At 39.5% G+C, this 22846-nt stretch carries 17 protein-coding genes and 1 riboswitch; of the genes, 11 read left to right on the forward strand and 6 right to left on the reverse strand.

From position 1 onward, the window contains the following. The 4 genes from ACQKKK_RS18615 to ACQKKK_RS18630 form a co-directional block, all read left to right on the forward strand. Positions 1–645, forward strand: a 645-nt coding sequence (locus ACQKKK_RS18615) for a group II intron maturase-specific domain-containing protein (RefSeq protein WP_427618071.1), incomplete at its 5' end; no start/stop codon positions are given. A gap of 547 nt (positions 646–1192) precedes the next feature. Continuing rightward, positions 1193–1795 carry a hypothetical protein gene (locus tag ACQKKK_RS18620; RefSeq protein ID WP_427618073.1) on the forward strand — a complete coding sequence of 201 codons (603 nt, stop codon included), beginning with the start codon at positions 1193–1195 and terminating at the stop codon, positions 1793–1795. A gap of 567 nt (positions 1796–2362) precedes the next feature. Beyond that, positions 2363–2905 (forward strand): sigma-70 family RNA polymerase sigma factor, encoded by a 543-nt coding sequence (locus ACQKKK_RS18625; protein ID WP_427618075.1) that lies wholly within the window; start codon positions 2363–2365, stop codon positions 2903–2905. Then, the gene (locus ACQKKK_RS18630) at positions 2889–3977 is read left to right on the forward strand and encodes a DUF4179 domain-containing protein (protein WP_427618077.1); all 1089 of its coding nucleotides are present in this window, start codon (positions 2889–2891) and stop codon (positions 3975–3977) included. Before ACQKKK_RS18625 ends, ACQKKK_RS18630 begins: the two co-directional genes overlap by 17 nt. 399 nt (positions 3978–4376) lie before the next feature. On the opposite strand, the gene ACQKKK_RS18635 is transcribed toward ACQKKK_RS18630, so the two are convergent. After that, positions 4377–6881 carry an NEW3 domain-containing protein gene (locus ACQKKK_RS18635; RefSeq protein ID WP_427618079.1) on the reverse strand — a complete coding sequence of 835 codons (2505 nt, stop codon included), beginning with the start codon at positions 6879–6881 and terminating at the stop codon, positions 4377–4379. Between the two features lie 265 nt (positions 6882–7146). On the opposite strand from ACQKKK_RS18635, the gene ACQKKK_RS18640 reads away from it, so the two are divergent. Genes ACQKKK_RS18640 through argH form a run of 5 tightly spaced genes read left to right on the forward strand, consistent with a single transcriptional unit; the run spans position 7147 to position 13776 of the window. Further along, complete coding sequence (locus ACQKKK_RS18640; protein WP_427618081.1) at positions 7147–8373, forward strand: ROK family transcriptional regulator; 1227 nt, start codon at positions 7147–7149, stop codon at positions 8371–8373. Further along, positions 8373–9464, forward strand: coding sequence for an extracellular solute-binding protein (locus ACQKKK_RS18645; RefSeq protein WP_427618083.1), 1092 nt, complete (start codon positions 8373–8375; stop codon positions 9462–9464). The genes ACQKKK_RS18640 and ACQKKK_RS18645 overlap by 1 nt, the downstream gene beginning before the upstream one ends. A gap of 14 nt (positions 9465–9478) precedes the next feature. Next, on the forward strand, positions 9479–10591 hold the full coding sequence (locus ACQKKK_RS18650) for an ABC transporter ATP-binding protein (protein WP_427618085.1): 1113 nt from the start codon (positions 9479–9481) through the stop codon (positions 10589–10591). After that, positions 10588–12276, forward strand: coding sequence for an ABC transporter permease (locus ACQKKK_RS18655; RefSeq protein WP_427618087.1), 1689 nt, complete (start codon positions 10588–10590; stop codon positions 12274–12276). The genes ACQKKK_RS18650 and ACQKKK_RS18655 overlap by 4 nt, the downstream gene beginning before the upstream one ends. Positions 12277–12291: 15 nt before the next feature. Further along, a complete protein-coding gene (gene argH / locus ACQKKK_RS18660; RefSeq protein WP_427618089.1) occupies positions 12292–13776 on the forward strand; it encodes an argininosuccinate lyase in 1485 nt (494 codons plus the stop codon). A 26-nt stretch (positions 13777–13802) separates the two neighbouring features. Here argH and ACQKKK_RS18665 read toward each other — a convergent pair whose 3' ends face one another. The 4 genes from ACQKKK_RS18665 to ACQKKK_RS18680 form a co-directional block, all read right to left on the reverse strand. Next, the gene (locus ACQKKK_RS18665; protein WP_427618091.1) at positions 13803–14012 is read right to left on the reverse strand and encodes a hypothetical protein; all 210 of its coding nucleotides are present in this window, start codon (positions 14010–14012) and stop codon (positions 13803–13805) included. 207 nt (positions 14013–14219) lie between these two features. Further along, a complete protein-coding gene (locus ACQKKK_RS18670; RefSeq protein ID WP_427618093.1) occupies positions 14220–15698 on the reverse strand; it encodes a sodium:solute symporter family protein in 1479 nt (492 codons plus the stop codon). Then, positions 15695–15895, reverse strand: coding sequence for a DUF3311 domain-containing protein (locus ACQKKK_RS18675; RefSeq protein WP_125161884.1), 201 nt, complete (start codon positions 15893–15895; stop codon positions 15695–15697). Before ACQKKK_RS18675 ends, ACQKKK_RS18670 begins: the two co-directional genes overlap by 4 nt. A 266-nt stretch (positions 15896–16161) precedes the next feature. After that, entirely contained in the window at positions 16162–17502 is a 1341-nt protein-coding gene (locus ACQKKK_RS18680) for an amino acid permease (RefSeq protein WP_427618095.1), read from the reverse strand. A 205-nt stretch (positions 17503–17707) separates the two neighbouring features. Beyond that, positions 17708–17786, reverse strand: a riboswitch (glycine riboswitch). Between the two features lie 541 nt (positions 17787–18327). Between ACQKKK_RS18680 and ACQKKK_RS18685 the strand changes: the two genes are divergently transcribed. Further along, the gene (locus ACQKKK_RS18685; RefSeq protein ID WP_427618097.1) at positions 18328–19716 is read left to right on the forward strand and encodes an amino acid permease; all 1389 of its coding nucleotides are present in this window, start codon (positions 18328–18330) and stop codon (positions 19714–19716) included. Between the two features lie 941 nt (positions 19717–20657). After that, complete coding sequence (locus tag ACQKKK_RS18690; protein ID WP_427618099.1) at positions 20658–22007, forward strand: FAD-binding oxidoreductase; 1350 nt, start codon at positions 20658–20660, stop codon at positions 22005–22007. 36 nt (positions 22008–22043) lie between these two features. Here the strand turns inward: ACQKKK_RS18690 and ACQKKK_RS18695 are convergent, their stop codons facing one another. Further along, positions 22044–22829 (reverse strand): glucose-1-dehydrogenase, encoded by a 786-nt coding sequence (locus ACQKKK_RS18695; RefSeq protein WP_427618101.1) that lies wholly within the window; start codon positions 22827–22829, stop codon positions 22044–22046. Positions 22830–22846 lie beyond the last annotated feature (17 nt).

Below are 22846 nucleotides of genomic sequence, written 5' to 3' on the forward strand. Positions count from 1 at the left end.
CTGGAGAAAAGAGGACTAAGGTTCGTGAGGTACGCTGATGATGCCCTTATCTTTGTGAAAAGTGAAAAGGCAGCGAACCGAGTAATGAGCACAATCGTGAGATTTATAGAAGAGAAATTAGGCCTGAAAGTCAATGTAGTAAAGAGTAAAATCTCACGTCCAAAAGAGTTAAAATTCTTAGGATTTGGGTATTATTACGACACTAATAACAACAACTACAAAGTGAAACCTCATCCAAGTTCTGTACAGAAGTTTCAAAGGAAACTTCGACAACTGACAAAGCGAAATTGGAATGTTCCACTAGACTACCGAATATTGAAATTGAACCAAGTAATAGTTGGATGGGTAAACTACTTCAGAGTGGCAAACATGAAAAAAACGACGGAACGAATAGACACAAAGCTTCGCTCTAGAATTAGGGTCATCATATGGAAACAATGGAAAGTAGCGAAGAAACAAATTAAATCGCTTATTCAACTAGGAATTCCGGAGGAAGAAGCGAAAGGATTAACCTACTGTCGAAAAGGTTACCGATTCATAGGAGCATCCAAAGTCGTCCAAAGAGCAATCTCAAACAAAAGACTAAAGCAGAGGGGAGTCCCCTCTGCTTTAGAACATTATCTAAAAGTACACACTGTGATATAAATTGAAACGCCGTATACGCGAACCGTACGTACGGTGTTGTGAGAGGGGCGAAAATAAACTTATTTTCCCCCTACTCGATATGGCACTAACGGGGCAGGATAGTTGCATAATGCCTCTGGAAAATATAGGTTAGTAGAAGTTATACTCTTAAACATAAACTGAATTCATCGGAAGAGAAATATGGAATTATTTGTTGGAATAGCTCTTATACTTATTGTATTTTTTTCTTCAAGTATTATTGAAAAAAGATTAAAAAACAAAACAATCATGTAATAGGAATTTTAGAAGAAATTAGAGATAAGAAATAAACGTTCTTTAACTAACAGTGTTTTCCTATTGAACTAAAGGGCAGGTTTGTATAAGAAGCGTAGTGTATTCGTACTGTGAGCTAAAGAAGAGTCATCAAAACCCTTGGGAAATGGAACAATAACAATTCAAGGATAATAGTTAAGGTATCTGTTATGATAGTAAATGTGAACTTTGCCCATAATAGGAAATAATTAAAATGAAGCATGAATAATCAAGGTACAATCTGGAGGAATTTATTATGAAAAAGAAAATTATGTATGGAACACTTGGCGCAGCATTATTAGCTTTTGGAACTTACGCTTCTCTATCTTATAACAGCCCTATCGCAGAAGCTCAAGATGAACCCAACGGCAAAATTGTAGCAGATGCTGAAAATACTCAAACTGCAGAAGTTGATTACAAACTTAGCAGTGAAGAACTTCAAAAAGCTAAAAAAGAAATCGGTAAAGTTAACAACGAAGAAGATGTTATCGCTAGAATGATAGTAATGACACTTCAAAAAGTTAATTTCGGTGGAAAATTGGATGCTCCTAGAGGTGTTGATCCTTATTCTATTAATAGAGCTCAAATGACTAAAGGCAACATCCAATACTTAAAAAATCAATTAGACTCTATTGAAATCAGTCGTCTTACTAAAACTGACGGATATGAAAAAATGTTAGATAAATGGGCCGAAGGTAATTTTGACCAAGTTGATAAAGATGCAGAAAGCCTAGTAAGTTTCCTATCCGAGCCTTACGGTAAATATGAAGGCGATAAATTAGGGAAGAAAGGCTTTTTACAAGAGGAAAACTACGTTAAAAAAATGTTCGGTGAGAATTCACTGAAATTCCAACAATAATCCTCAGAAGATAAGCTACGAGAAATCGCGGCTTATTTTTTGTTTATAAAAATAGGATTTGAATGTGCGATTTATCTTCTGTTCTCATGTATGATAATTTATAAAATCATACTTTCAAAATAGAGAAAGATACCCTTCTTCAATAACGGGTGCTTTAGTTCATTTAGGGTCACTAAAAATAATCAATTTTATAAAAACTGTATACTGCTAGAAAGGAATCCATTTGAACATCTTTTTTCAAAGTGGATTCTTTTTATTTACGTTAAATATGGGGGTTCAGGAGGATCTTTTGATCAATCCCTACAGTTGATCTTTCATGTGCAAATAGTACTTAAAAAAGTTCAGATTAACACATAAAGTAACAGATTTTTAAAGAAGTTCATTTGTCAAAACCAAAAACGGTCGTTTACGGTGCTGTTCTTATTCAACTGTATCTTTGTCTGACTGTAAAACTATATAAATTTCACTTTATAAGTAATTGAATCGAAAATAAATTAGAAAAAATGAGGAAGTTGAAACTTTCTGTATGTCCTTATGACTCTAATTAATGAAGGGAGGGATTCCACAGTGAAGCATGATATACATACTGTGAAAAGAGCTATTAATGGGGACGTTACTGCTTTCGAAGAATTGCTATTTTTAGAAGAAAAAATGCTATATTATAAAGCTCTTTCTTATGTTGGAAAAAAAGAAGATGCTTTAGATGCCATCCAAGAAACATCATGCAAAGCGTTTCTTTCAATAGGTGAATTAAAAAATCCAGAGTATTTTTCAACTTGGCTATTTAGAATTCTTATACGTGAGTGCTACAAGTTATTAAAAAAGCGAGAACAAATCATCCCTTATGAGGAAAATGAACTGTTAAAGAGATTAGATCACAAGCAAGATAACGAGATAGAATCTTTTCATTTGAATGAGGCATTATCCAAACTTAATTCATCTTATCAAACATCAATCATCTTATTTTACTATCATGACCTTCCAATTCAGGAGATTTCAGAGATCATGGAAAAACCAGTTGGGACGATAAAAACTTATTTACGCAGAGCTAAGAAAAGGCTAAAGATTGATTTAGAAAGGAGTTATAAATTAAATGGAAAAGTCACATAATCAGTTAAACGATTTCCCGAAAGAACAAGTACGTTCAGCTATTCAAGCAGGTATTGTTCAGGCTGAAGAACAAATTAGTAACAAGATGAATAGTACGCATAGTTATAAAGTTAAAAATGGAAAACGAAAGATATTATATGCTTTAGGTAGTGTGGCAGCCGTTTTTGGAATATTGGTTGGCTCATCTTACTATTCTCCAGCTTTAGCAAGTAGTTTGTCTCAAATACCTATTATTGGCTCTGTTTTCGGTGATTCTAATCTAATTGGGTTACAACAAGCTCAAAAAAAGGGTTTAACAAGTAAAATTGGTGAGACACAAACAATCAATGGCATATCCGTTACGCTTGATGAAATTTTATATGATCAAAATGAAATTACGATTGGTCTTAAAATAGAATCAGAAAAAGAACTTGAAGAATTGTATTTTGGGGCTGGTATGGATTTTACAATTAATAATAAAATACCTAATGGTTCTTCAGGTGGATACGGAGAAAATATTCAATCCCCAACAATTCGGACTGCAATTCAAGATATAACTGTAACCGAAGATATGCCAAATGCTTTTGACCTAGGTTTAATTTTGCATGGAAAGAACGGAGAAACTTGGTATTTCTCAACTCCAATAAAACAAATTACAGATATTAATAAAATCCCTATTCAACATTCTGAAAATGTTGATGGTATTAATATTACTGTTACAGAATTATCTTTAAGTGAAACGGGTATCAGCGTATCTTATGAAAGTTCTGAAGAAGGAACGGATTTTGAACTAAGTCGGGCAGGCGATATAGAATTCCTGATGGTTGATCAAGATGGAAATGAAATTATAAGTCATTCTGGTGGAGTAACCGGGAACCGTTTAAAAGATAGCATGGTGTTTAAGAGTAATAAGAAGTTTGATCCAATTGATTCAAAAGTACAAGAATTGACAATCACTCCTTATTTAGCGCTTCCGACAGATGGAGGAGGAGTGGAATTTGATGAAAATGGTGAATCAAAAGAGTTAGATTTTAAAGGAGATTCTTTACAGTCAGTCGAGTTTAAATCCTTTAAAGTGAAAATACCACAATGAATAATATTACTTGAAGTAATATAGTGCTTTAGTGGAACACGAACCAAAGAGGTGATTCCCCCTTAGAAAATGCCTTTTCACATCCAAGAAATACGCAAGGGGTTGCAGAAGAGCCTTTATATTATGGAGCTAAACGGCATGTTACTTTAAAAAGCTGGTATTTTTTGAAGGAGGTTGTAGTAGTTATTATTTAGTGGACTTACGGTTGGAGGTCTTTGAAATTAATAAAAGAGTAAGAGTGATTATTGGATTAATAAGTGGCCTTGTTTTAAGGATTTGGGGAGTGTATGGTTTAATAGTTGAGTATCCAATCGGAAAGCTTGTAAAGCTTCAATCGGGCAAACATCAATATGAGAAAGAAACCTATGCAGTCAACACTTGCATAGGTTTCTTACCTATTTACTGGGTACCATAACTAATCAGGTTCGTCATGATTCGATATCCGCCTGGAACCTGGCCTTGAATTTGCCTGTATAGGACAAGGTTTGTGTAAAGGTAGGTGCCTTTCCCGTATTTTGCCATGAGGATTCCGCCATCAAATGGTGCTTCATTTGGATCAGCCATGGAAATGAACGTTTCAAATCGTTCATCCCATTTCATTGGGAAGTACAATCCTCTTTCTTGAACCCAATTGTTCCAGTCGTCCGATGTTATTTTATTTGGATAGTTAAAAAGCGTTGATTCTGGTTTCAACACGTTTACCGCGGCATTTTCATCTGTTACCCGCCAGCGAATGGAAGGATTCCCGAGGGTAAGTGGATATGGGGCAGTTTTCAGGGCATCCCATCCATCACCAGGTTTATGGTATTGAACGACGAGATGGCCGCCTTTTTCCACATATTCAAGTAAGCGAGCGTTATTTACCTTTAAATCTTCCCTGGATAGATAGGCACGGATGCCTGTAACGATCGTGTCGTATTGGCTCAAATCACCTTCCGCTAAATCAGCTGCGGTTAACTTTGTAATGTTAAGTCCTGCATTGCTTAAGTAATCTGCCACTTTATCAAATCCACTTTCAATGTAACCCACTTTTAATGAAGCCGGCATCAAAAGCTCAAATGCAACGGTGTTGATGGCTGCTGGGTATTGGTAATAGAATGTTCCGATATGGTCATAGGAAATTTCCTGAATGGTTGAATCAAAAGTTTCTCCATTGACAGTGGCAACTGCCTTAACCTGATATTCCCCATTTTGAATTGTCTTCGGTGGTGTGAGGGTGAACTTCACTTGTTTTTCTTCTGATTTTTCATTAAATGATACGGTGGCTTTTTTAGGATGCACTTCCCAATTTTTAGGTATTTTCAAAGCGACCTTTGCTGATGTTTTTCCCTCTGTATAATTTTTCAAGGTTACGGTCACTGGTATTTCTTCTTTTACATCTGCTGTATTTACCACAATATCTTCAGGAGATAGGGTAAGGCCAACGTCAGGAAGGACAGCTATCGTTCCATCCAATTCTTTTATGGCAGTTTTGGTGCTGCCGTATTTATAAGAAATATTGGTTGTAATTGTTGATTCATCATAAGCATGGTAATAAGCTGCATCTTCTGGGACTTTAACCTTGTAGGTTATTTTTGCTGATTCATTTGGTTTTAGATTGATATCTTTAGATTTTGTTTTAACCTTCCATCCTTTAGGCACGTTCAATGCAGCCGCGACTTTTTTCAATGTTTGTTTCCCATTATTCTTCATGGTTACGGTTACGTTCGTATTTTGGCCTTTCGTAAGAATCATTGAAGCAGCTTTAGCTTGAACCTCGAGTCCTGAAGAGACATAACTGACGTTTTGCAATTGATCTTCTTTTAATGAGAGCTTATGGAGCAAGTCGTTCCTAATGGAAGGGCTTAGATTTGTTTTTTTGACTTGTGCAATAATTGAACGAACATTGGATAGAGCTGTTTGGGATGTTGAAAAAACACGTTCATCATTTGGATAAGCCGCAATAACGGCGTCCAAATTTCGTTGTAAATATTTCAATTCACCCTTTAATTTTGAAGCTGAGTAAGGGAGTTTTTCAGCCCATTCTGTAAAATTATAAGGTACACCTGCAAAAAGGTCCGACTGTTTTTTTGTATCAACGGCACTTTGTTTCAAATCTAGATGGACCTGACGGGGTGCTGCAGGGATATCAGAACCCATGCCTTGGCTTTTATGCAGATAGCGGGATTGTTCTCCAAGCTGTGGGTAAGTCATACCGTATATTGGATCATATTTACCGATTTCTATCGAAGTGGTTGCTTGATCTGCCGAGGAAACAGGTAAATATAACTTTTTCACTTGCCATACAGATAGACCTTGTTTCAATTGTTGAGGAAAAACAGTTGGATCAGCGGAATCCTTAAAGGCGCGTTCACTTAAGATTGTCATTGTTCGATGATGTCCATGCTGGGTATCATCATTTTGGAAGGAAGGCATCAATATATCAGGCTGGTACGTTCGAATAAAGCGGATAAGCCGTTCATATGTGAGTTCCTCTCCCCATTTTTCTAATGTTTCTCCTGGTGTTTTAGAGAAGCCGAAATCATAAATGGGATCAGAGGTTGTTTCACTTAGATGATACGCCTTCACCCCAGTGATTTTTGCAGCTTCTATCATTTCCCTTGAACGGATGATTCCAAGAGCATTGTCCAGCTCATCCCCAATTTCATTTTGTCCCCCTTCACCCCGATTTGCAATCAGGCTGGATGTCTTCACACCTAATCCTCTCGATAGATAAGCGAGAAAGTCACTTCGTTCATCATCTGGATGTGCACCGCTGTTTAAGAATGTCACGGTCGTCTCGAGTGGCTTGACTGCATTCCATAACTCAACGTTGGCTTTCTCCATATTTGCAGCGCTGCCTCCGAGCGGCAATGATGCAAGAACTAACAAAAGAGAAAGTAAAGATACCAGAGCTTTTTTCATTTTTCTTTTAACCTCCTTCAACTAAAATACCTAAACTCTTGTGAAGAAATTAATGTAGGTTAGTAATATTTTCTAACCAACCAGGCGAAAAAAACATATCTAATAAATATCATTAATGGTTATAAATGTAAATGATGCGAAGTAACTATTAAAGTGGGAATATTTTAAAAATTATAAAAAATAGCTTGTGTGCTAAATTCTTTTAAGTTATATTTTTACTTAATTAGGAAGAATTACTAACTAAATGATGTAAGGCCGTGATGTGATGAGTTTTAAAAGAACACCCAGTCATCAAAAATACGTAAATAAAAAAAGAATCATTCAATGCATTCAAGAATGTTCACCCATTTCAAGAGCGGAAATCGCCGTTAAGCTTCAGTTGAGTAAACCGACTGTTTCTTTGGCTGTGGATGAACTTATACAGGAGAAATGGGTATTTGAGAAAGGGATAGGAGAGTCCTCTTCTCAAGGTGGGAGGAGGCCTATCCAGCTCTTTTTCAATGAGAAGGCTGCCTATATCATTGGGACCGATATTGGCGGGACGAAAGTGAAAATCGTTTTATGTGATTTAAGTGGAAAAATCCTGGCTGAAACTAGTTTTTCAACAAACACATATTTGCAATCAGGTCTTCTTAAACAAATGGCGATTGAAACGGACCGGTTAATTGCAAAGAATCAGATTGTGAAAGACAGGATATTAGGGATGGGGGTTGGGATTCCTGGTATAACGCAAACGGCAAGCGGATTAGTCATAGAGGCACCGAGTTTAGGCTGGGTTCAATACCCGTTTATAGCCGAAGCGAAACGGTATTTTGATTTCCCTATTTTTCTCGACAATGATGTAAACGCGGCGGCCCTCGGTGAACAGTGGCTGGGTAATGCACAAAATAAGCGGAATTTGCTGTTCATTGCGGTTGGAACTGGTATAGGAAGCGGCATTATCTTGAATAACCAGTTATACAGAGGGGCTTCCAGTGCAGCTGGGGAGATGGGATATATGGTGACTGATAAAGAGGATATGAAGCGTGAATTCAAGCCGATTTTCCATAGATACGGTTATTTGGAAAGTGTCGCAGGAGGAAAATCGATTGGCGGTAATTTTACCAGAGCTGTACTCAAAGATCCTCATCATTCTTTATTTGAACAGGCCAAGTCTTCCGAGCTGACAGGGGAAGATGCTTTTTTATCCGCGAAAAGAGGGGACATGACAGCTATGGCCGTCATTAATGAAGCAATCGAACATTTAGCCTGCGGAATTGTCAATGCTGCTAGTTTGCTAAATCCAGATGTGATCATTTTAGGAGGTGGTGTATTAAATTCATCTGAATACATTTTTCCTAGAATTCGTGAGATCGTTGATCGATATCTTCCAAGTTTAGTAGAAATGAAAATTTCACAACTGGGAGAAAACGCAGGAGTATTAGGAGCGGTTTCCCTATTCTTAAGGGAACATGATGGCATTTTGAATTTTCGTGATGAGGGGGATTATTAATGAAAAATAGGAAAAAGTCGCTTGTTTCAGTACTGACTTTATCGGCAGCACTATTGATTTCAGGATGTAACGGTACAGATACGAAAACGAATTCGGATGCTGGCGGTGCCAAGGGAGAAAAAGGTGAGTTGGAAGATAAAATCGTCGTTTATTCACCACATGGCAAAGATATCTTATCAAAATTCGAAAAGCAGTTCGAAGATAAATATGACATTGATGTTGAGTGGCTTGACATGGGGTCTCAGGAAATCCTTGACCGTGTTCGCTCAGAGAAAAATAATCCGCAGGCAGACGTTTGGTGGGGAGCACCTTCCACAAACTTCAATCAAGCAAAGGATGAGGGGCTGCTAGCTGCTTTTAAGCCTACCTATTCCGATAGTCTTGATGAAGGATTCCGCGATCCGGAATGGTATTGGACGGGAACGAGCCAGACACCGGAAGTCATCATGTATAACAGCAAGGAACTATCCAAAGCCGAAGTACCGAAAGATTGGGATGAGTTGCTTGATCCGAAGTGGAAAGACGAAATCATCATCCGCTATCCGTTAGCCTCCGGAACGATGAGGACAATTTTTTCTTCGATGATCTATCGTACGTATAAGGATACAAATGATCCCCAAGAAGGATATGACTGGTTAAAGAAGCTGGACAAAAACACAAAGGAATATTCAGCCAACCCGGAAATGATGTATAACAAGGTGGCAAAAGGAGAGGCCTCGCTTTCCGTTTGGGCAATGCCGGATGTTGTCATGCTGAGAGAAAATAAAAATTATCCGTTTGAGTTCGTCATTCCTGAAAGCGGAACGCCAGTATTGACAGAAGGAATTGCCATCGTTGAAGGTGCCAAACATCCCAAAGCGGCTGAAGCGTTTTATGAGTTTGTGAATTCACCAGAAGCCGCAAAGACTTTGGCGGAAGAATTTTACAGGATTCCGACCAGAAGTGATGTGAAGGATTTACCTGAATGGATCACGGATACAGAAATTAAAGCGATGGATATTGATTGGAATGCATTCCAAGAAAAAGGTGACGAGTGGATGAAATATTGGGACGAAAATATAAAAAGTGGGGATAAAGAAATTAAAGAATAAGGAAGTGTCGTTGGATGGCGTCAATAAAAATAGAGAATGTCCAAAAAGCCTTCGGGAAAACGATAGCTGTTGACCATTTAAATCTAGAAATCAAAGAAGGCGAGTTTTTTACCTTTCTTGGTCCAAGTGGCTGCGGTAAAACGACGACGCTTCGGATGGTTGCCGGTTTTTATTATCCAACAAAAGGTGTCGTCCGATTCGGCAAAAAAGATATGACGCGTGTACCTCCGGAGAAAAGGAATACAGGCATGGTTTTTCAAAACTATGCCCTCTTTCCCCACATGACTGTTTTTGAAAATGTTGCATTTGGTTTGCGTGTGAGAAAAGTTTCTACAAGCGATTTAAAGGGGAAAGTGCTGGATGCACTTCGCAAAGTCAGGCTGGAAAGCTACTCGAATCGTCAAGTGAGCCAGTTAAGCGGAGGACAGCAGCAGCGTGTTGCCCTTGCCAGGGCACTGGTTATTGAACCGGAAATATTGCTGCTGGATGAACCATTAAGCAATTTGGATGCCAAGCTTCGTGATGAAATGAGGGTAGAAATCTTAAGGCTGCAGCGTGATTATAAGATTACCACCATTTATGTCACACATGATCAAACTGAGGCATTGTCCATGAGTGATCGGATCGCTGTGTTCAATTATGGTGTATGCCACCAGGTCGGGACGCCGGCAGAAATTTATAATCAGCCGGCCAATGATTTCGTGGCGAGTTTTATTGGTGAGATTAATCTATTGCCCGTTCAAGTCGAAAAAGTTCAACAAGATAATATAGTGGTAGCCCTAAAAAACAGTGAACAACCGATTAAATTCAATGTACAAAATCAAGTTAGGGAAGGAATTTCTATTCTGCAGACTGATAATGACCTTGCTGTTTCGATTCGTCCTGAAGCAATCAGGATTCTGGATGTGGCCGAAGAGGGAATGAATATCTTTAAAGGTAAAATCAATTCCGTCCAATTCTTTGGATCTGTAGTAAATGTCATGGTGGATGTTCAAAACGTTTTATTAAGGGTGGATGTATTTAATACTCATGAATTTGGATACTTTTATCAAGGGAAGGAAGTATATGTCCAACTTCCAGGGAAACAGCTGCGTCTTATCCCTGTTATAAGCGGTGAAGCTCCATGATTAAAAACCGTGATACCAGATTGACGATTTGGCTCCTAATACCAGTTGTATTAGTGCTCGTGGCTTATGTTCTCTACCCATCATTGAGAACCTTTATAGAAAGTTTGCAAAAAGACGGATCGACATCCCTGGGGAATTATCAGGACTTCTTCGTACAGGAATCAAAAACGAACTTAGAGGCTCTATGGAATTCTGTTTATATATCCATATTGAGTGTATTGGTCAGTGCCTTGATTGGCATTCCGCTCGCATTCATTTTTAACCGTTACGACTTTCCAGGCAGAAGCTTCTTTTCATCAGCAGCGATTTTGCCGATTGTTCTTCCATCATTGGTGGGGGTTATGGCCTTTATGTTTTTATATGGAGAATCGGGATTAATTCCAAATGCTATCAAGGATATGTTCGGTCTCGATAAAGTTCCATTTAAAATTGGCGGGGTATCTGGAATCCTGATCGTGCATGCCTATACGATGTATGTATATTTTTATATGACCGTCTCCGCTGCAATCAATAAAATTGATCCGTCCCTGGAAGAAGCTGCATATAACTTAGGAGCGAATAAATTCAAGGTATTTTGGAGGGTGACATTTCCATTATTGACACCTGCCATTGTTGCCGCTTCTTTACTTGTTTTCATGATATCAATGGCTTCTTTCAGCGCCCCGTTTCTATTAGCTGGTGGGTACAGGGTGTTGAGCTTGCAAATTTATTTTTCGAAAATTAATGGTGATATGGAAATTGCTGCTACTCAATCCGTGATTCTATCCATTGTTTCAATTTCATTTCTATTATTCATGCGTTGGTATCAGAATAGGAAAGATTACCGCATGGCTTCGAAAGGGATTGGGGCACACAGGAGTGAAGTGAAAAATCCATTTATGAAGTGGGTGATGGTCGTAACGGGTATCATCGGCGTACTTATTCTGCTTTTACCGCACTTTACGATTCTATTGCTCTCACTTGTGCCGGATGGAACCTGGACGTTTCAAACGTATCCGACAGTATTTAATGCGGAAAATTACCGACTGTTGTTTGAAGACCCCAATATCTTTAAACCTTTACGAAATAGTTTACTAATGGCTGTTATTGCCACACTTGCAAATTTGGTGTTTGGGGTCATCGCGTCCTATGTTCTTGTCAAACGGAAATTCGTTGGGAAAAGCTTTATTGATATCCTAGTCATGATTCCGTGGGCCTTGCCTGCAACGGTTATTGGGATGAACTTGATATTCGCATTTAATGAACCTAGTGTTTTTTCTTTCGGTCAAATATTAGTAGGAACATTTTGGATTTTGCCCCTTGCCTATTTCATCAGACATATTCCACTTGTTGTCCGCTCAACTAACGCCGTTCTGGAGCAGCTTGATGACTCAATTGAGGAAGCAGCAAGAAACTTGGGGGCAAAGTGGTTTTATACCTTCAGAAAGGTCATTTTACCGATTATTTTGCCTGGTGTTTTATCAGGGACATTATTAGCCTTTATAGAGTCTGTAGGCGAATTCCCAACCTCAGTCCTGTTGTACACGATTTCAAACAGACCCATATCTATTGAAATCATGAATCAGCTTCGGATGTTCAATATGGGGCAGGCAGCTGCCTATGGGATGATTCAAATCACGCTGATTGTTATCGTTCTTTTTATTTCGAACAAGTTTTTTGGAATCAAAGCGGAAAAAGCTTTATAAATCGGAGGTTCAAAGATGAGTAAGCTTGAAGAATTTATCAAAAATGAAGGCAGTGTTTTTCCCGGAAAAACATATGCAGAAGAGCTTCTAATGCCTGTTTTTAATGATCAAAGAGATTACTTATTTCATGTGATGTTCGATATTCATCGCGCACACGTGATCATGCTTTCGGAACAAAAGATCATTAAAGAAGAAGAAGCGAAAACGATGCTGGAGGGGATTCGGAAAGTGGCTCAAACAGATCTCACTCTCCTGACCTATCAACCTCAATTCGAGGACTTATTTTTCATGATGGAGGCAAAGATTGGCGAGGAAATCGGTCATGAGCTTGCAGGAAAGATTCATATCGGCCGCAGCCGTAATGATATGGGAGTTGCGATGTATCGGCTTGTTATAAGAGGTCATCTTCTCCAATTGATCGGGTATGCAAACCAATTGAGCGAGGCATTTTTGGTGCAGGCTGAAAAACATACAGAAACCTATATTACTGCTTACACGCATACCCAACCGGCTCAGCCGACTACTTTAGGCCATTACTTTTTAGCCATTTATGATGTTCTTCAAAGGGATATTGGACGGTTATGGGCAGCCTATGAAACGGTGAACCAATCCCCTCTGGGCGCGGCTGCGTTAACCACTACTGGTTTTCCAATCAGCCGTAACCGTACCGCTGAACTGCTTGGGTTTGAGGCGGTTGTTGAAAATTCTTATGATTCGATAGGCGGGGCCGATTATTTATTGGAAACCGCAACTGCCATTATGACGTGCATGGTTAATGCCGGAAGGTGGATTCAAGATTTCTTGCAGCATGTGACAAGGGAGTTTGGTACATTTCATGTGGCAGATCCTTATGTTCAAGTTAGCAGCATCATGCCGCAAAAAAGAAACCCAGTATCAGTTGAACATTCCCGTTCGATTGCAAGCAGTGCGTATGGTGATGCACTTGCTGCAATGAATATGATCCACAACACACCATTTGGTGATATCGTCGATACGGAGGATGATTTACAGCCGCATTTATATCGGGCTTTTTCGAATGCAGGCCGTGTCATGAAACTAATGTATGCAGTCATATCAACTTTAAAAGTAAATGAAGAACATACAAAGAAAATGGCCGCGAAATCCAGTATAACGGTTACTGAATTAGCTGATACCCTATCAAGAGATTACGAGATATCATTTAGAAAAGCCCATTCCATAGCGAGTCATATTGCAAAACGATCGATAAGTGAAGGGAAAGAGCTATATGATTGGGACACCCAAGACGTTAACAAGATTATCAATGAATTCGTTTCAGTGAATATAGCAGAAGATGAATGGAAAAGAATAATCTCTCCTGAGTACTTTGTGGAAATTAGAAGCATTCAAGGCGGGCCCAGCCCGAAAGAGGTTTCGAGGATGATTGTAAATAGAAAACAAAAACTGGAACAAGAGTTGCAGGAATATAAGGAAAGGGTTAAAACATTGAATGTTGGAAGGAAGGCTTTAGTGGATTACTGAAGGTACGGGAAAAAAGGGAATGAATTTTAACGGGCATGGAATTCACGAGTATTTGCTCCAAACTCACGAGTAAAAGCGTGGAATTCACAAGTATTTGCTCCAAACTCACGAGTAAAAGCGTGGAATTCACGAGTATTTGCTCCAAGCTCACGAGTAAAAGCGTGGAATTCACGAGTATTTGCTCTAAACTCACGAGTAAAAGCGTGGAATTCACGAGTATTTGCTCCAAATCCCAAGTAAAAGGCCGAACCTCCTGAAAAGAGTATTTTTTCGTTGTATTTATTAGTTAATTTTTGTCCGCTATTAACTTTCTATAATCACTCATAAGAAAAAGGACATTATGACTTTGGAAGTCGATTATAAGAAAGGCTCAGTCTTTTGACTGAGCCCTTTCGATGTTCTTCCAATGTTTCTTAATCCAACAATCAGCATCAATGAGTTCTTCATATATCGTTAACGGATTTTGGTTCCAACTGAACCGCATGATTCTTGAGGGCAAGACTTACCGTTATCATCACAATGAAATTGATTGCCAAGGCGATGATTCCTACATTCAAATCTTTCGCTGCTTGTGGCAAGGATGGAAACAGGGTCCCTATTGTTGAATGACTGAGTGTAATGCAGATTACGATGGCCAATCCGGCGATGATGCCGGCGATTGCGCCATATTTATTGATCGGATTCTTCTTCTTCAGACTAAATAGAAGGGACGGGAACAGCTGTGTGATGAGACTGTATCCCATGAGAATTAATGCTGACATCGTTTCGCCGCCGTTTAAGGTGAAGTAGACGGCTATAAGGGCAATGATTGGGACAAGGATTTTTGCCAATCTTACAACGTGGCGATCTGATACTGTAGGTGCAAATTCCTTATAGACGTTTTTAGCGAGCAGTGTAGCGACGCTCATCAAAAGCATGGATCCCGGCACCAATGCGGTCAGCAACCCAGCTCCGCCGATTATACCTATAAACCATGGGTCAAAGGTCTCGATCGAAAGGCGCAGCAATGAGAGGTCTGCATCTGCCCCAACGAGTCCAGGCACTTTCAATATAGCTGTAAACCCTACAAAAAATACGAATAACAGCATGAGCGTATATAAAGGGCTGATGATGGCATTTTTTCGAAATACCTTCCCGCTGCGAGCTGAATAAACAGCGCTGAAAACTTGGGGCCACATATAGAAACCGAATACGAGCAATATTACCGTGGAGATGAACCATGATACGCTAAGTCCCTGCTCAGGGAACTTTAGAAAGCCAGGCTTGGCCGCATCAATTGCTTCGAACATCGGCTGAAATCCACCAAAGTAATGAATGGGCAGATAAATTCCTAAGAATCCTATAATGGCGATCATCATGATATCTTTAATGACTGCTGTCCAAACTGAACCGTGTATACCAGAAATCATTACATAAATGGTAAGGCCGATCGCCCCCATCCAAACCGCCGCAGACATTGAGATTGCACCATAAGATGCCTCTGAGACAATGATCCCCAGTCCTTTCAACTGCACGACGATCACTGGAATCATCGACACTACACCGACGAGCGCAGCCAAAATTCCTAACCTGGGACTCTTATATTTGCTTACAAAAAAATCGGATTGGGACATCAGTTTATTTTCTTTGGCATATTTCCATATTTCCGGAAGGAGCCAATAGGATAATACGTAAGACAAAGTAATGTAAATAAGAACATATAGAGCGGGTGCGCCCTTGCCATAAGCCCAGCCGCTGCCACCAAGGAAGGAGAAGGTCGTATAGATTTCCCCAGCCATCAGCAGAAAGACGAATATTGCACCAAAACCGCGTCCGCCCACCGTCCATTGTTCCAAGTTCATATCTTTTCCTTTTGAAGAACGAATGCCTAAAAATATCGATAGCAGTAAAAAGGCTAAAATGATTAAGAGGGAAATATTCATTCCTGGTCACCTTCCCGATTCCGGGGATCCAGCTTATACATGATGCCCAAGATGGCAGAGGTGAGGACTACCCACATAGCCATCCAGAACATATTGAAAGGCATCCCTAATACATAAGGTTCTATTCTATTAACAAAAGGTAGAAATCCTAGTATGCCTATAAAAGGAACTAGAGTAAGGATATATATAATCTTCATTAAACAAACCCCTCCGTTTTAAATAAAGTGAAACGTCCAACAATGGGGGTTTTACTTCAGTGCCACTGATGGATGGGTGAACCAAACTGGGATGGAAAATTCATACTACGGATGTGCCTTCTTTGATAAAGGACCGATTATAAATATAAGCTTACACTATTTTATATGAAATTTAATGCAGTTACTTGATATATTTTTAGCAACAGCGCCGACTGATAAAAGATAAAGCCTTGAATTCTTATAGAGTTCAAGGCTTTATCCCTTTGTTATCTTTTTTTCTGATAATTATATAGTATCACCAAGACCATGAACCAGATTGGCGTCATGAGCAGTGATAGCCGTGTAGCCTCAGCGAATAGCATAACGATAAGGATGAACAGGAATAATCCTAAAATGGCGTAATTGATAAAGGGTGTAAAAGGAGCCCTGAAAGTTGATTCGGCTCTTAGGTCCGGCCGTGTTTTCGAATATTTGATATGGGAGATCAAGATGATGCTCCATACCCATATGAAACAGATGGCACTGATGGTTGTCACAACGGTAAATGCCTGTTCCGGTATCAGTTTGCTTAACAATGCTCCTAGTGATACAACGATTGTTGATGTTAATAAGGCATTGCTTGGAACAGCCTGTTGATTTAATTTTTCCAGTTTAGCAGGGGCTTCTCCATTCCTGCTTAACGTATAGAGTATTCGGCTTGTTGAAAATAAACCGCTGTTGCATGCAGAAGCAGCTGATGTCAAAACGACGAAATTGATGATACCTGCAGCGACAGGAATGCCGATTAGCGCAAAGACTTCTACAAATGGGCTGCTCGTGGCATCCAGTTGTGTCCAAGGGTTGACGCAGAGAATGACGAATATGGCACCAACATAGAAAAGTAAAATCCGGACAGGGATTTTATTGATGGCAGACGGAATGTTCTTTCTTGGGTTTGCCGTTTCTGCAGCTGAAACCCCGACCAATTCGACACCTACAAAGGAGAAGACGACCAACTGTAAAGACAGCAGGAATCCGGAAATGCCATTGGGGAACATGCCTCCATGAGTCCATAGGTTCGTTAGGGAAACCGTTCCGGTATTGGTATTGAAGCCGATGACCAAAAGAATGATCCCTACGAATATCAAGGCGATGATCGTGATTACTTTAATGATGGCAAACCAGAATTCCAATTCGCCAAATAACTTAACGGTCAATAGGTTCAAACCTAACAGAATGACAAGGCATATTAGAGCCGGAATCCATTGAGGGATATCGAACCAGTATTGTATATAGACACCGACAGCTATAATATCGGCCATTGCGGTCATGATCCAACAGAACCAATATGTCCAACCAGTCACAAAGCCAGCCCATGGGCCGACATATTCGGTTGCGAATTCAGTGAATGACGTATACCCTGCATTGGATAAGAGCAATTCGCCTAGGGCCCTCATCACAAAAAACAAGGCAATTCCAATTATTAGATAGGAGAAGATGATGGATGGACCTGCCAATTGTATGGCTTTCCCGGATCCTAAAAATAAGCCGGTACCAATGGTTCCTCCTATTGCAATAAGTTGTACATGACGATTTTTTAAATCTCTTTTTAATTCCTGTTTAGCCAATTCGTACGCCCCCGTCTTTTATAGTCTTGGTAGTGAATGATTTCAAACCTGCATGGTCTTGGAGAGGGACGTGATTTTTTCACCCAGCTTGCATTTTCCAATGGTTTTCACGAGTGTTGTTTCAGTCCAATCACAAAGTGGACAATAAAAAAAGAGATTGGATAATACCAATCTCTTAAAGGGTTCAGAATAACAATTTATCATTCGTTACTCTTCTGTCCTTTTGCCTGAGATTGTGAATCCTTCGGCGCTGCATCTTGTACAGTCTCTCCAGAAGCTGCTCCTGCTATAGTGTCATCCATAGCATTCATCGCTTGCTTGTATGCGGTTGTGTAAAAATGTCTGTCTGTGGTGATCTTCCACTTATGAAACATTCATTATACTTATAAAATAATATTGGAATTCTATCATCTATTTTTCGGAAGGTCAACAAATTTTTTTAAAAGTTAGCCAGGTCTTATGAGGTTTATAACACATTGAAATGTTCTAATCTTTTTAACGTTCACTTGAAAGGACTTTGAATGGGCTCAAAGCAGAAGTGATTGTTTTCTATTCTTTTTTTTTGTAATCACTATTATAAAATACTGATTCACTTTTTTATAAAGGTATTTTAAAAATCGCCAAGATATATTTAACAACTGTTTTCTTGAAAAATACATTTGTATTTTTAAGGAGTATTTACTATTATAAGATAAGAAAACAAAATTAAAGTGTTATTTATATGATTACGATAAGTCATTTCAAACCACAATAATTAATAGAGAGTCGATTGGCGGTAAGGATGGAAGAGCATTGCTGCTAATATTGCATCTAGGGGAGTTAATCATGTCAAACAAGGAATTAAAGAGAGGGCTGGAGGCACGTCACATTCAGATGATAGCTTTGGGCGGAACCATCGGTGTCGGGTTATTCATGGGATCGGCGAGCACGATTAAATGGACAGGGCCTTCTGTAATGCTTGCTTATGCCATCGCAGGTATATTTATATTTTTCATTATGCGTTCCATGGGGGAGATGCTATATTTAGAACCGACAACGGGTTCTTTTGCTTCCTTTGCTAGCAGCTATATACATCCTTTGGCAGGTTATATGACTGCTTGGAGCAATTGGTTTCAATGGGTAATCGTAGGGATGTCCGAAATCATCGCCGTTGGAATGTATATGAAGTATTGGTTCCCGGAGTTACCAGCTTGGATTCCAGGTGTGGTCGCCATGATCATCTTGGGGGCAGCCAACCTCATTTCCGTAAAATCTTTCGGGGAATTTGAATTTTGGTTTGCACTTATAAAAATAATAACGATCATATTGATGATTATTGCCGGCCTTGGCCTTATTTTCTTTGGAATAGGGAATGGCGGAGATGCAATTGGATTATCGAATCTTTGGGCAAATGGCGGCTTCTTTACGGGAGGCTGGACAGGATTCTTCTTTGCGCTTTCCCTTGTCGTGTCTTCCTATCAAGGCGTTGAGCTTATCGGCATCACGGCCGGAGAAGCGAAAAATCCAACGAAGACCGTAACAAAAGCGATCCAAACAATCATATGGCGCATTTTAATTTTCTATATTGGAGCTATATTCGTCATCGTGACGGTTTATCCTTGGGATAAACTAGATGACATCGGAAGCCCATTCGTTTCAACCTTTGCTAAAGTCGGTATCACAGCAGCGGCAGGCATCATTAACTTTGTCGTAATCACTGCGGCAATGTCCGGATGCAACAGTGGGATCTTCAGTGCAGGGCGTATGCTTTATACACTTGCATTGAATGGCCAAGCTCCGAAAATCTTTGCAAAAGTTTCTAAAAGTGGAGTGCCGGCATATTGTACGATCGCTGTACTATTAGGATTGGGCATTGGGGTTGTCCTGAATTACCTTGCACCGCCGGAATTATTCCTTTATGTGTACAGTGCGAGTGTTTTACCCGGAATGATTCCATGGTTTGTCATACTTATCAGTGAGCTTAAATTCAGAAAGGTAAATGCTGCTGAAATGGAAAAACATCCGTTCAAAATGCCGTTGGCCCCTTACAGTAACTATGCGACAATTGCCTTTTTACTGATGGTGCTTGTGGGTATGTGGATCAATCCCAGTACTAGGATTTCCTTGGTTGTCGGGATCGTTTTCCTAGCATTGGTCGTAGTAAGTTATTACATGCTGAAAATGGATAAACGAATACCATTGGATGTTAAATCCGATGATGAGGTTTCCAGTTAAGAATTCACGTGCCATTCGATAAAAAGATGAGAGTAATACGAGTTTTTCTATAATAAGGATTTTGGGAGATCATCTTGTTTAATCTACATTCATCACTCTAGCTATGTCGAGTGTGTTTCCCATAAGTTTAAATATAATTGACACTAATTAAAGTCGTGCATAAATTGTGGACAAAACAAAGAGAGATAAAGAGAAATCTTCATCCCTCAGGCATTTTTCCCAACTTGTGCATGACTTTTTTTGAGGAAAGAACAGTTATTGCAGGGGAAATTCTCAATAAAGGCCTGGAGTATTTCAAGTATTTCCTTTGTTAGAAAATAAGATTTTCCTAACTGGTGCATAAATTCTATGTAAATGTTGTTGAGATATAATTTGTAAAAAATGAACGGTTTATTTTGCACATATAGGCTAATGTTTTAGCATATGTTCTAAAAAACAAATGTTTGTTTTTTGAACCTTGATTCACCTAATTTTTTCAAATTCAAAAGAATACTGAAGGTGGAATTTAAAATAATCTTATTTATGTAACTGGCCCATGGGGGAGCATTTAGAGTATAAGCCGCGCCCCTGGGCAAGCACTTGATTTATAGAAATAAATATTTTTTTGTGTAGACACAGCTATATGAGTATAAAGAAAACATGGTTATTTTATGACCATGTTTTTTATTTATTAAAAAGTGCTGGCGATTGGAACGGTTTTTTGTTTTAGGGATTTTTTTAGTCTTTGCTGGAATTCACAAGTAAAACATGAAAAGTCACAAGTGAAAAATGAAAACTTGCGAGTTAAGTAAAAAACTATATTCTACTTTTTAGTGCGAAGGTTGAGGTGAAAATATGAATTAGATTAATTGAAATCACTTCCACCTATAGCATGTGTCTCTTCCTAAAGGTTTTCATAGTATATATAATTCTCTACATCATCTGAGAAAGGGGTTTATATTTTGGAGAGAACAAAGCTTACCGGGCGTATTGTTAGACCTAATGATGCCGAGTATGAGCATGCCAGGGTAAATAATAACTTAAGTTTTCCTAAATTCCCAAAGGTCGTTGTGTTTTGTCAAAATACCAATGATGTGTTGAATTCACTGAAATGGGCCAGGGAAAATCATACACCTTTCCGGGTTAGGAGCGGCAGGCATAGTTATGAAAACTTTTCATTAGTGAATGGCGGTCTAGTCATTGATATTAGTGAAATGTACAAGATTAAGGTCAATCGTGAAAAAATGATCGCAAAAATTGAAGCCGGAGCTGAGTTAGGGCAAGTATATAATAAGCTATGGAAGTATGGCACGACGATTCCGGCTGGGACCGAAAGCGGTGTTGGTCTTGTAGGTCTTACGCTTGGTGGTGGTATAGGTATGTTAACGAGGCGTTTTGGACTTACTTGTGACAATCTGGTTGAAATAGAAATGGTAAGGGCGTGTGGAAAGAGGGGCGCCAAACTCATTAAAGCAAATAGGAAAATTAATAGTGATTTATTTTGGGCATGTCGCGGGGGTGGAGGGGGAAACTTTGGCATAGTCACTTCTCTTACTTTCAGGGTATACCCTGTATCAAGGATATCAATTTTCTCCGTCACATGGGGGTGGAAAGATTTCGAAGCGGTGTTTAATGCCTGGCAGGATTGGGCCCCTCAAGCTGATGAATGTCTAACTTCTGAAATTGAATTCAAGGCAAAGGAAGTAAACCAAATTATCGCTCAAGGTGAATTTGTTGGAACGTCATATAGGTTAAAGCAGATTCTAAAACCTTTGACGAAAACTGGTTCACCAACAAATGTCATGATTAAGGAAGTCCCGTACATTGAAGCTGTACGATTCTTTGATGATCCGAGTGGAAGTCAACCGGCCCATCGTAAGAAGTCAGGTTCTTTCATTGAAAAAACTTTTCCTAAGAGAGCAATCTTGACGATGAAGCATTTTCTGGAAAACGCCCCGAATGAAAATGCAGCCATTTGGCATCAATCCCTTGGAGGAGCGGCAGGCCGTACGGAACCAAAGGAAACGGCATTTTATTATCGGAATGCTTTAATCGCTCAGGAGTATTTGGCTACATGGACTAATCCAGAAGAAGAGCGGCAAAACATTCATTGGATCAAGGAACTTAAGTACGCCTTGTCTCCGTATACTACTGGTGACTATGTGAATTGGCCGGATGCCCTCATTAAAGATTGGCCAACTGCGTACTATGGAGAAAATTTCAAACGGCTTCGAGAAGTGAAAACGACCTATGATCCATACAATACGTTTAGATTCCCTCAAAGCATACCGCCATTAAAAAAGTGGGGTTGAAAAAGCTTTTCGAAATTCCCTTTGGATGCACCAAAATCAGCCTTTTCCTGCTTGAAATCCTGGATAATTGGTCATTCCGCCATCAGCATATAAGGTCATGCCCGTTACGTAGCTTGATTCAGCTGAGGCTAGCCAGGCAGCACAAGCGGCAATCTGTTCAGGCTTACCGATATATCCCATCGGTATCAGGTCGATTACTTCTTGTTTAGCTTTTGGGTCATTGAACTTCTCGGCATTAATGGGTGTGTCGATTGCGCCGGGGGAAATGTTATTTATGCGTATCCCTTTAGGAGCATATTCAAGTGCAAGGGTTTCTGTCATCATCTTCACTCCGCCCTTACTTGCTGCATAATGGACAAAGTGAGGCCATGGAATCCGGTCATGAACGGAAGACATATTAATGATATTGCCCTTGATATCATGATCGAGCATATAACTGATAGCTTCCCTGCTTGCGAGGAACATCCCCGTAAGGTTTACATCGATGACTTTCTGCCAATCCTCAAGCGTTAGCCTTTCGCTCGGGACTTCATTTTCAATGCCTGCATTGTTGATCATGATGTCGATGGTACCGAAAGTGTCGATAGCAAATGAAAGTAATTTCTTTACATCAGCTTCCTTAGAAATGTCACCTTGAATGGCTGCGGCTTTTCCGCCTGCTGCTTCAATCGTTTTGGTGATTTCCTTATGGTCGCCATTTTCAGTGTGATAACTCAATACTACATGTGCTTTTTCTTTACCGAACCTTTCGGCCATGGCTTTACCTATCCCTTTTGCCGCACCAGTGATCACGACTACTTTTTTTTCTAAATCTTCATACATGATTATCGCTCCTCTAA

The organism is Peribacillus sp. NPDC006672, assembly GCF_050274955.1.
Lineage (GTDB): Bacteria > Bacillota > Bacilli > Bacillales > DSM-1321 > Peribacillus.

What these genes read in the sequence shown, in the direction of transcription:
- ACQKKK_RS18695 (WP_427618101.1), bottom strand. Translation starts at nt 22,829, where the DNA reads ATGTATGAAGATTTAGAAAAAAAAGTAGTCGTGATCACTGGTGCGGCA.
- ACQKKK_RS18675 (WP_125161884.1), bottom strand. Translation starts at nt 15,895, where the DNA reads ATGAAGATTATATATATCCTTACTCTAGTTCCTTTTATAGGCATACTA.
- argH (WP_427618089.1), top strand. Translation starts at nt 12,292, where the DNA reads ATGAGTAAGCTTGAAGAATTTATCAAAAATGAAGGCAGTGTTTTTCCC.
- ACQKKK_RS18670 (WP_427618093.1), bottom strand. Translation starts at nt 15,698, where the DNA reads ATGAATATTTCCCTCTTAATCATTTTAGCCTTTTTACTGCTATCGATA.
- ACQKKK_RS18635 (WP_427618079.1), bottom strand. Translation starts at nt 6,881, where the DNA reads ATGAAAAAAGCTCTGGTATCTTTACTTTCTCTTTTGTTAGTTCTTGCA.
- ACQKKK_RS18620 (WP_427618073.1), top strand. Translation starts at nt 1,193, where the DNA reads ATGAAAAAGAAAATTATGTATGGAACACTTGGCGCAGCATTATTAGCT.
- ACQKKK_RS18685 (WP_427618097.1), top strand. Translation starts at nt 18,328, where the DNA reads ATGTCAAACAAGGAATTAAAGAGAGGGCTGGAGGCACGTCACATTCAG.
- ACQKKK_RS18645 (WP_427618083.1), top strand. Translation starts at nt 8,373, where the DNA reads ATGAAAAATAGGAAAAAGTCGCTTGTTTCAGTACTGACTTTATCGGCA.
- ACQKKK_RS18630 (WP_427618077.1), top strand. Translation starts at nt 2,889, where the DNA reads ATGGAAAAGTCACATAATCAGTTAAACGATTTCCCGAAAGAACAAGTA.
- ACQKKK_RS18655 (WP_427618087.1), top strand. Translation starts at nt 10,588, where the DNA reads ATGATTAAAAACCGTGATACCAGATTGACGATTTGGCTCCTAATACCA.
- ACQKKK_RS18640 (WP_427618081.1), top strand. Translation starts at nt 7,147, where the DNA reads ATGAGTTTTAAAAGAACACCCAGTCATCAAAAATACGTAAATAAAAAA.
- ACQKKK_RS18650 (WP_427618085.1), top strand. Translation starts at nt 9,479, where the DNA reads ATGGCGTCAATAAAAATAGAGAATGTCCAAAAAGCCTTCGGGAAAACG.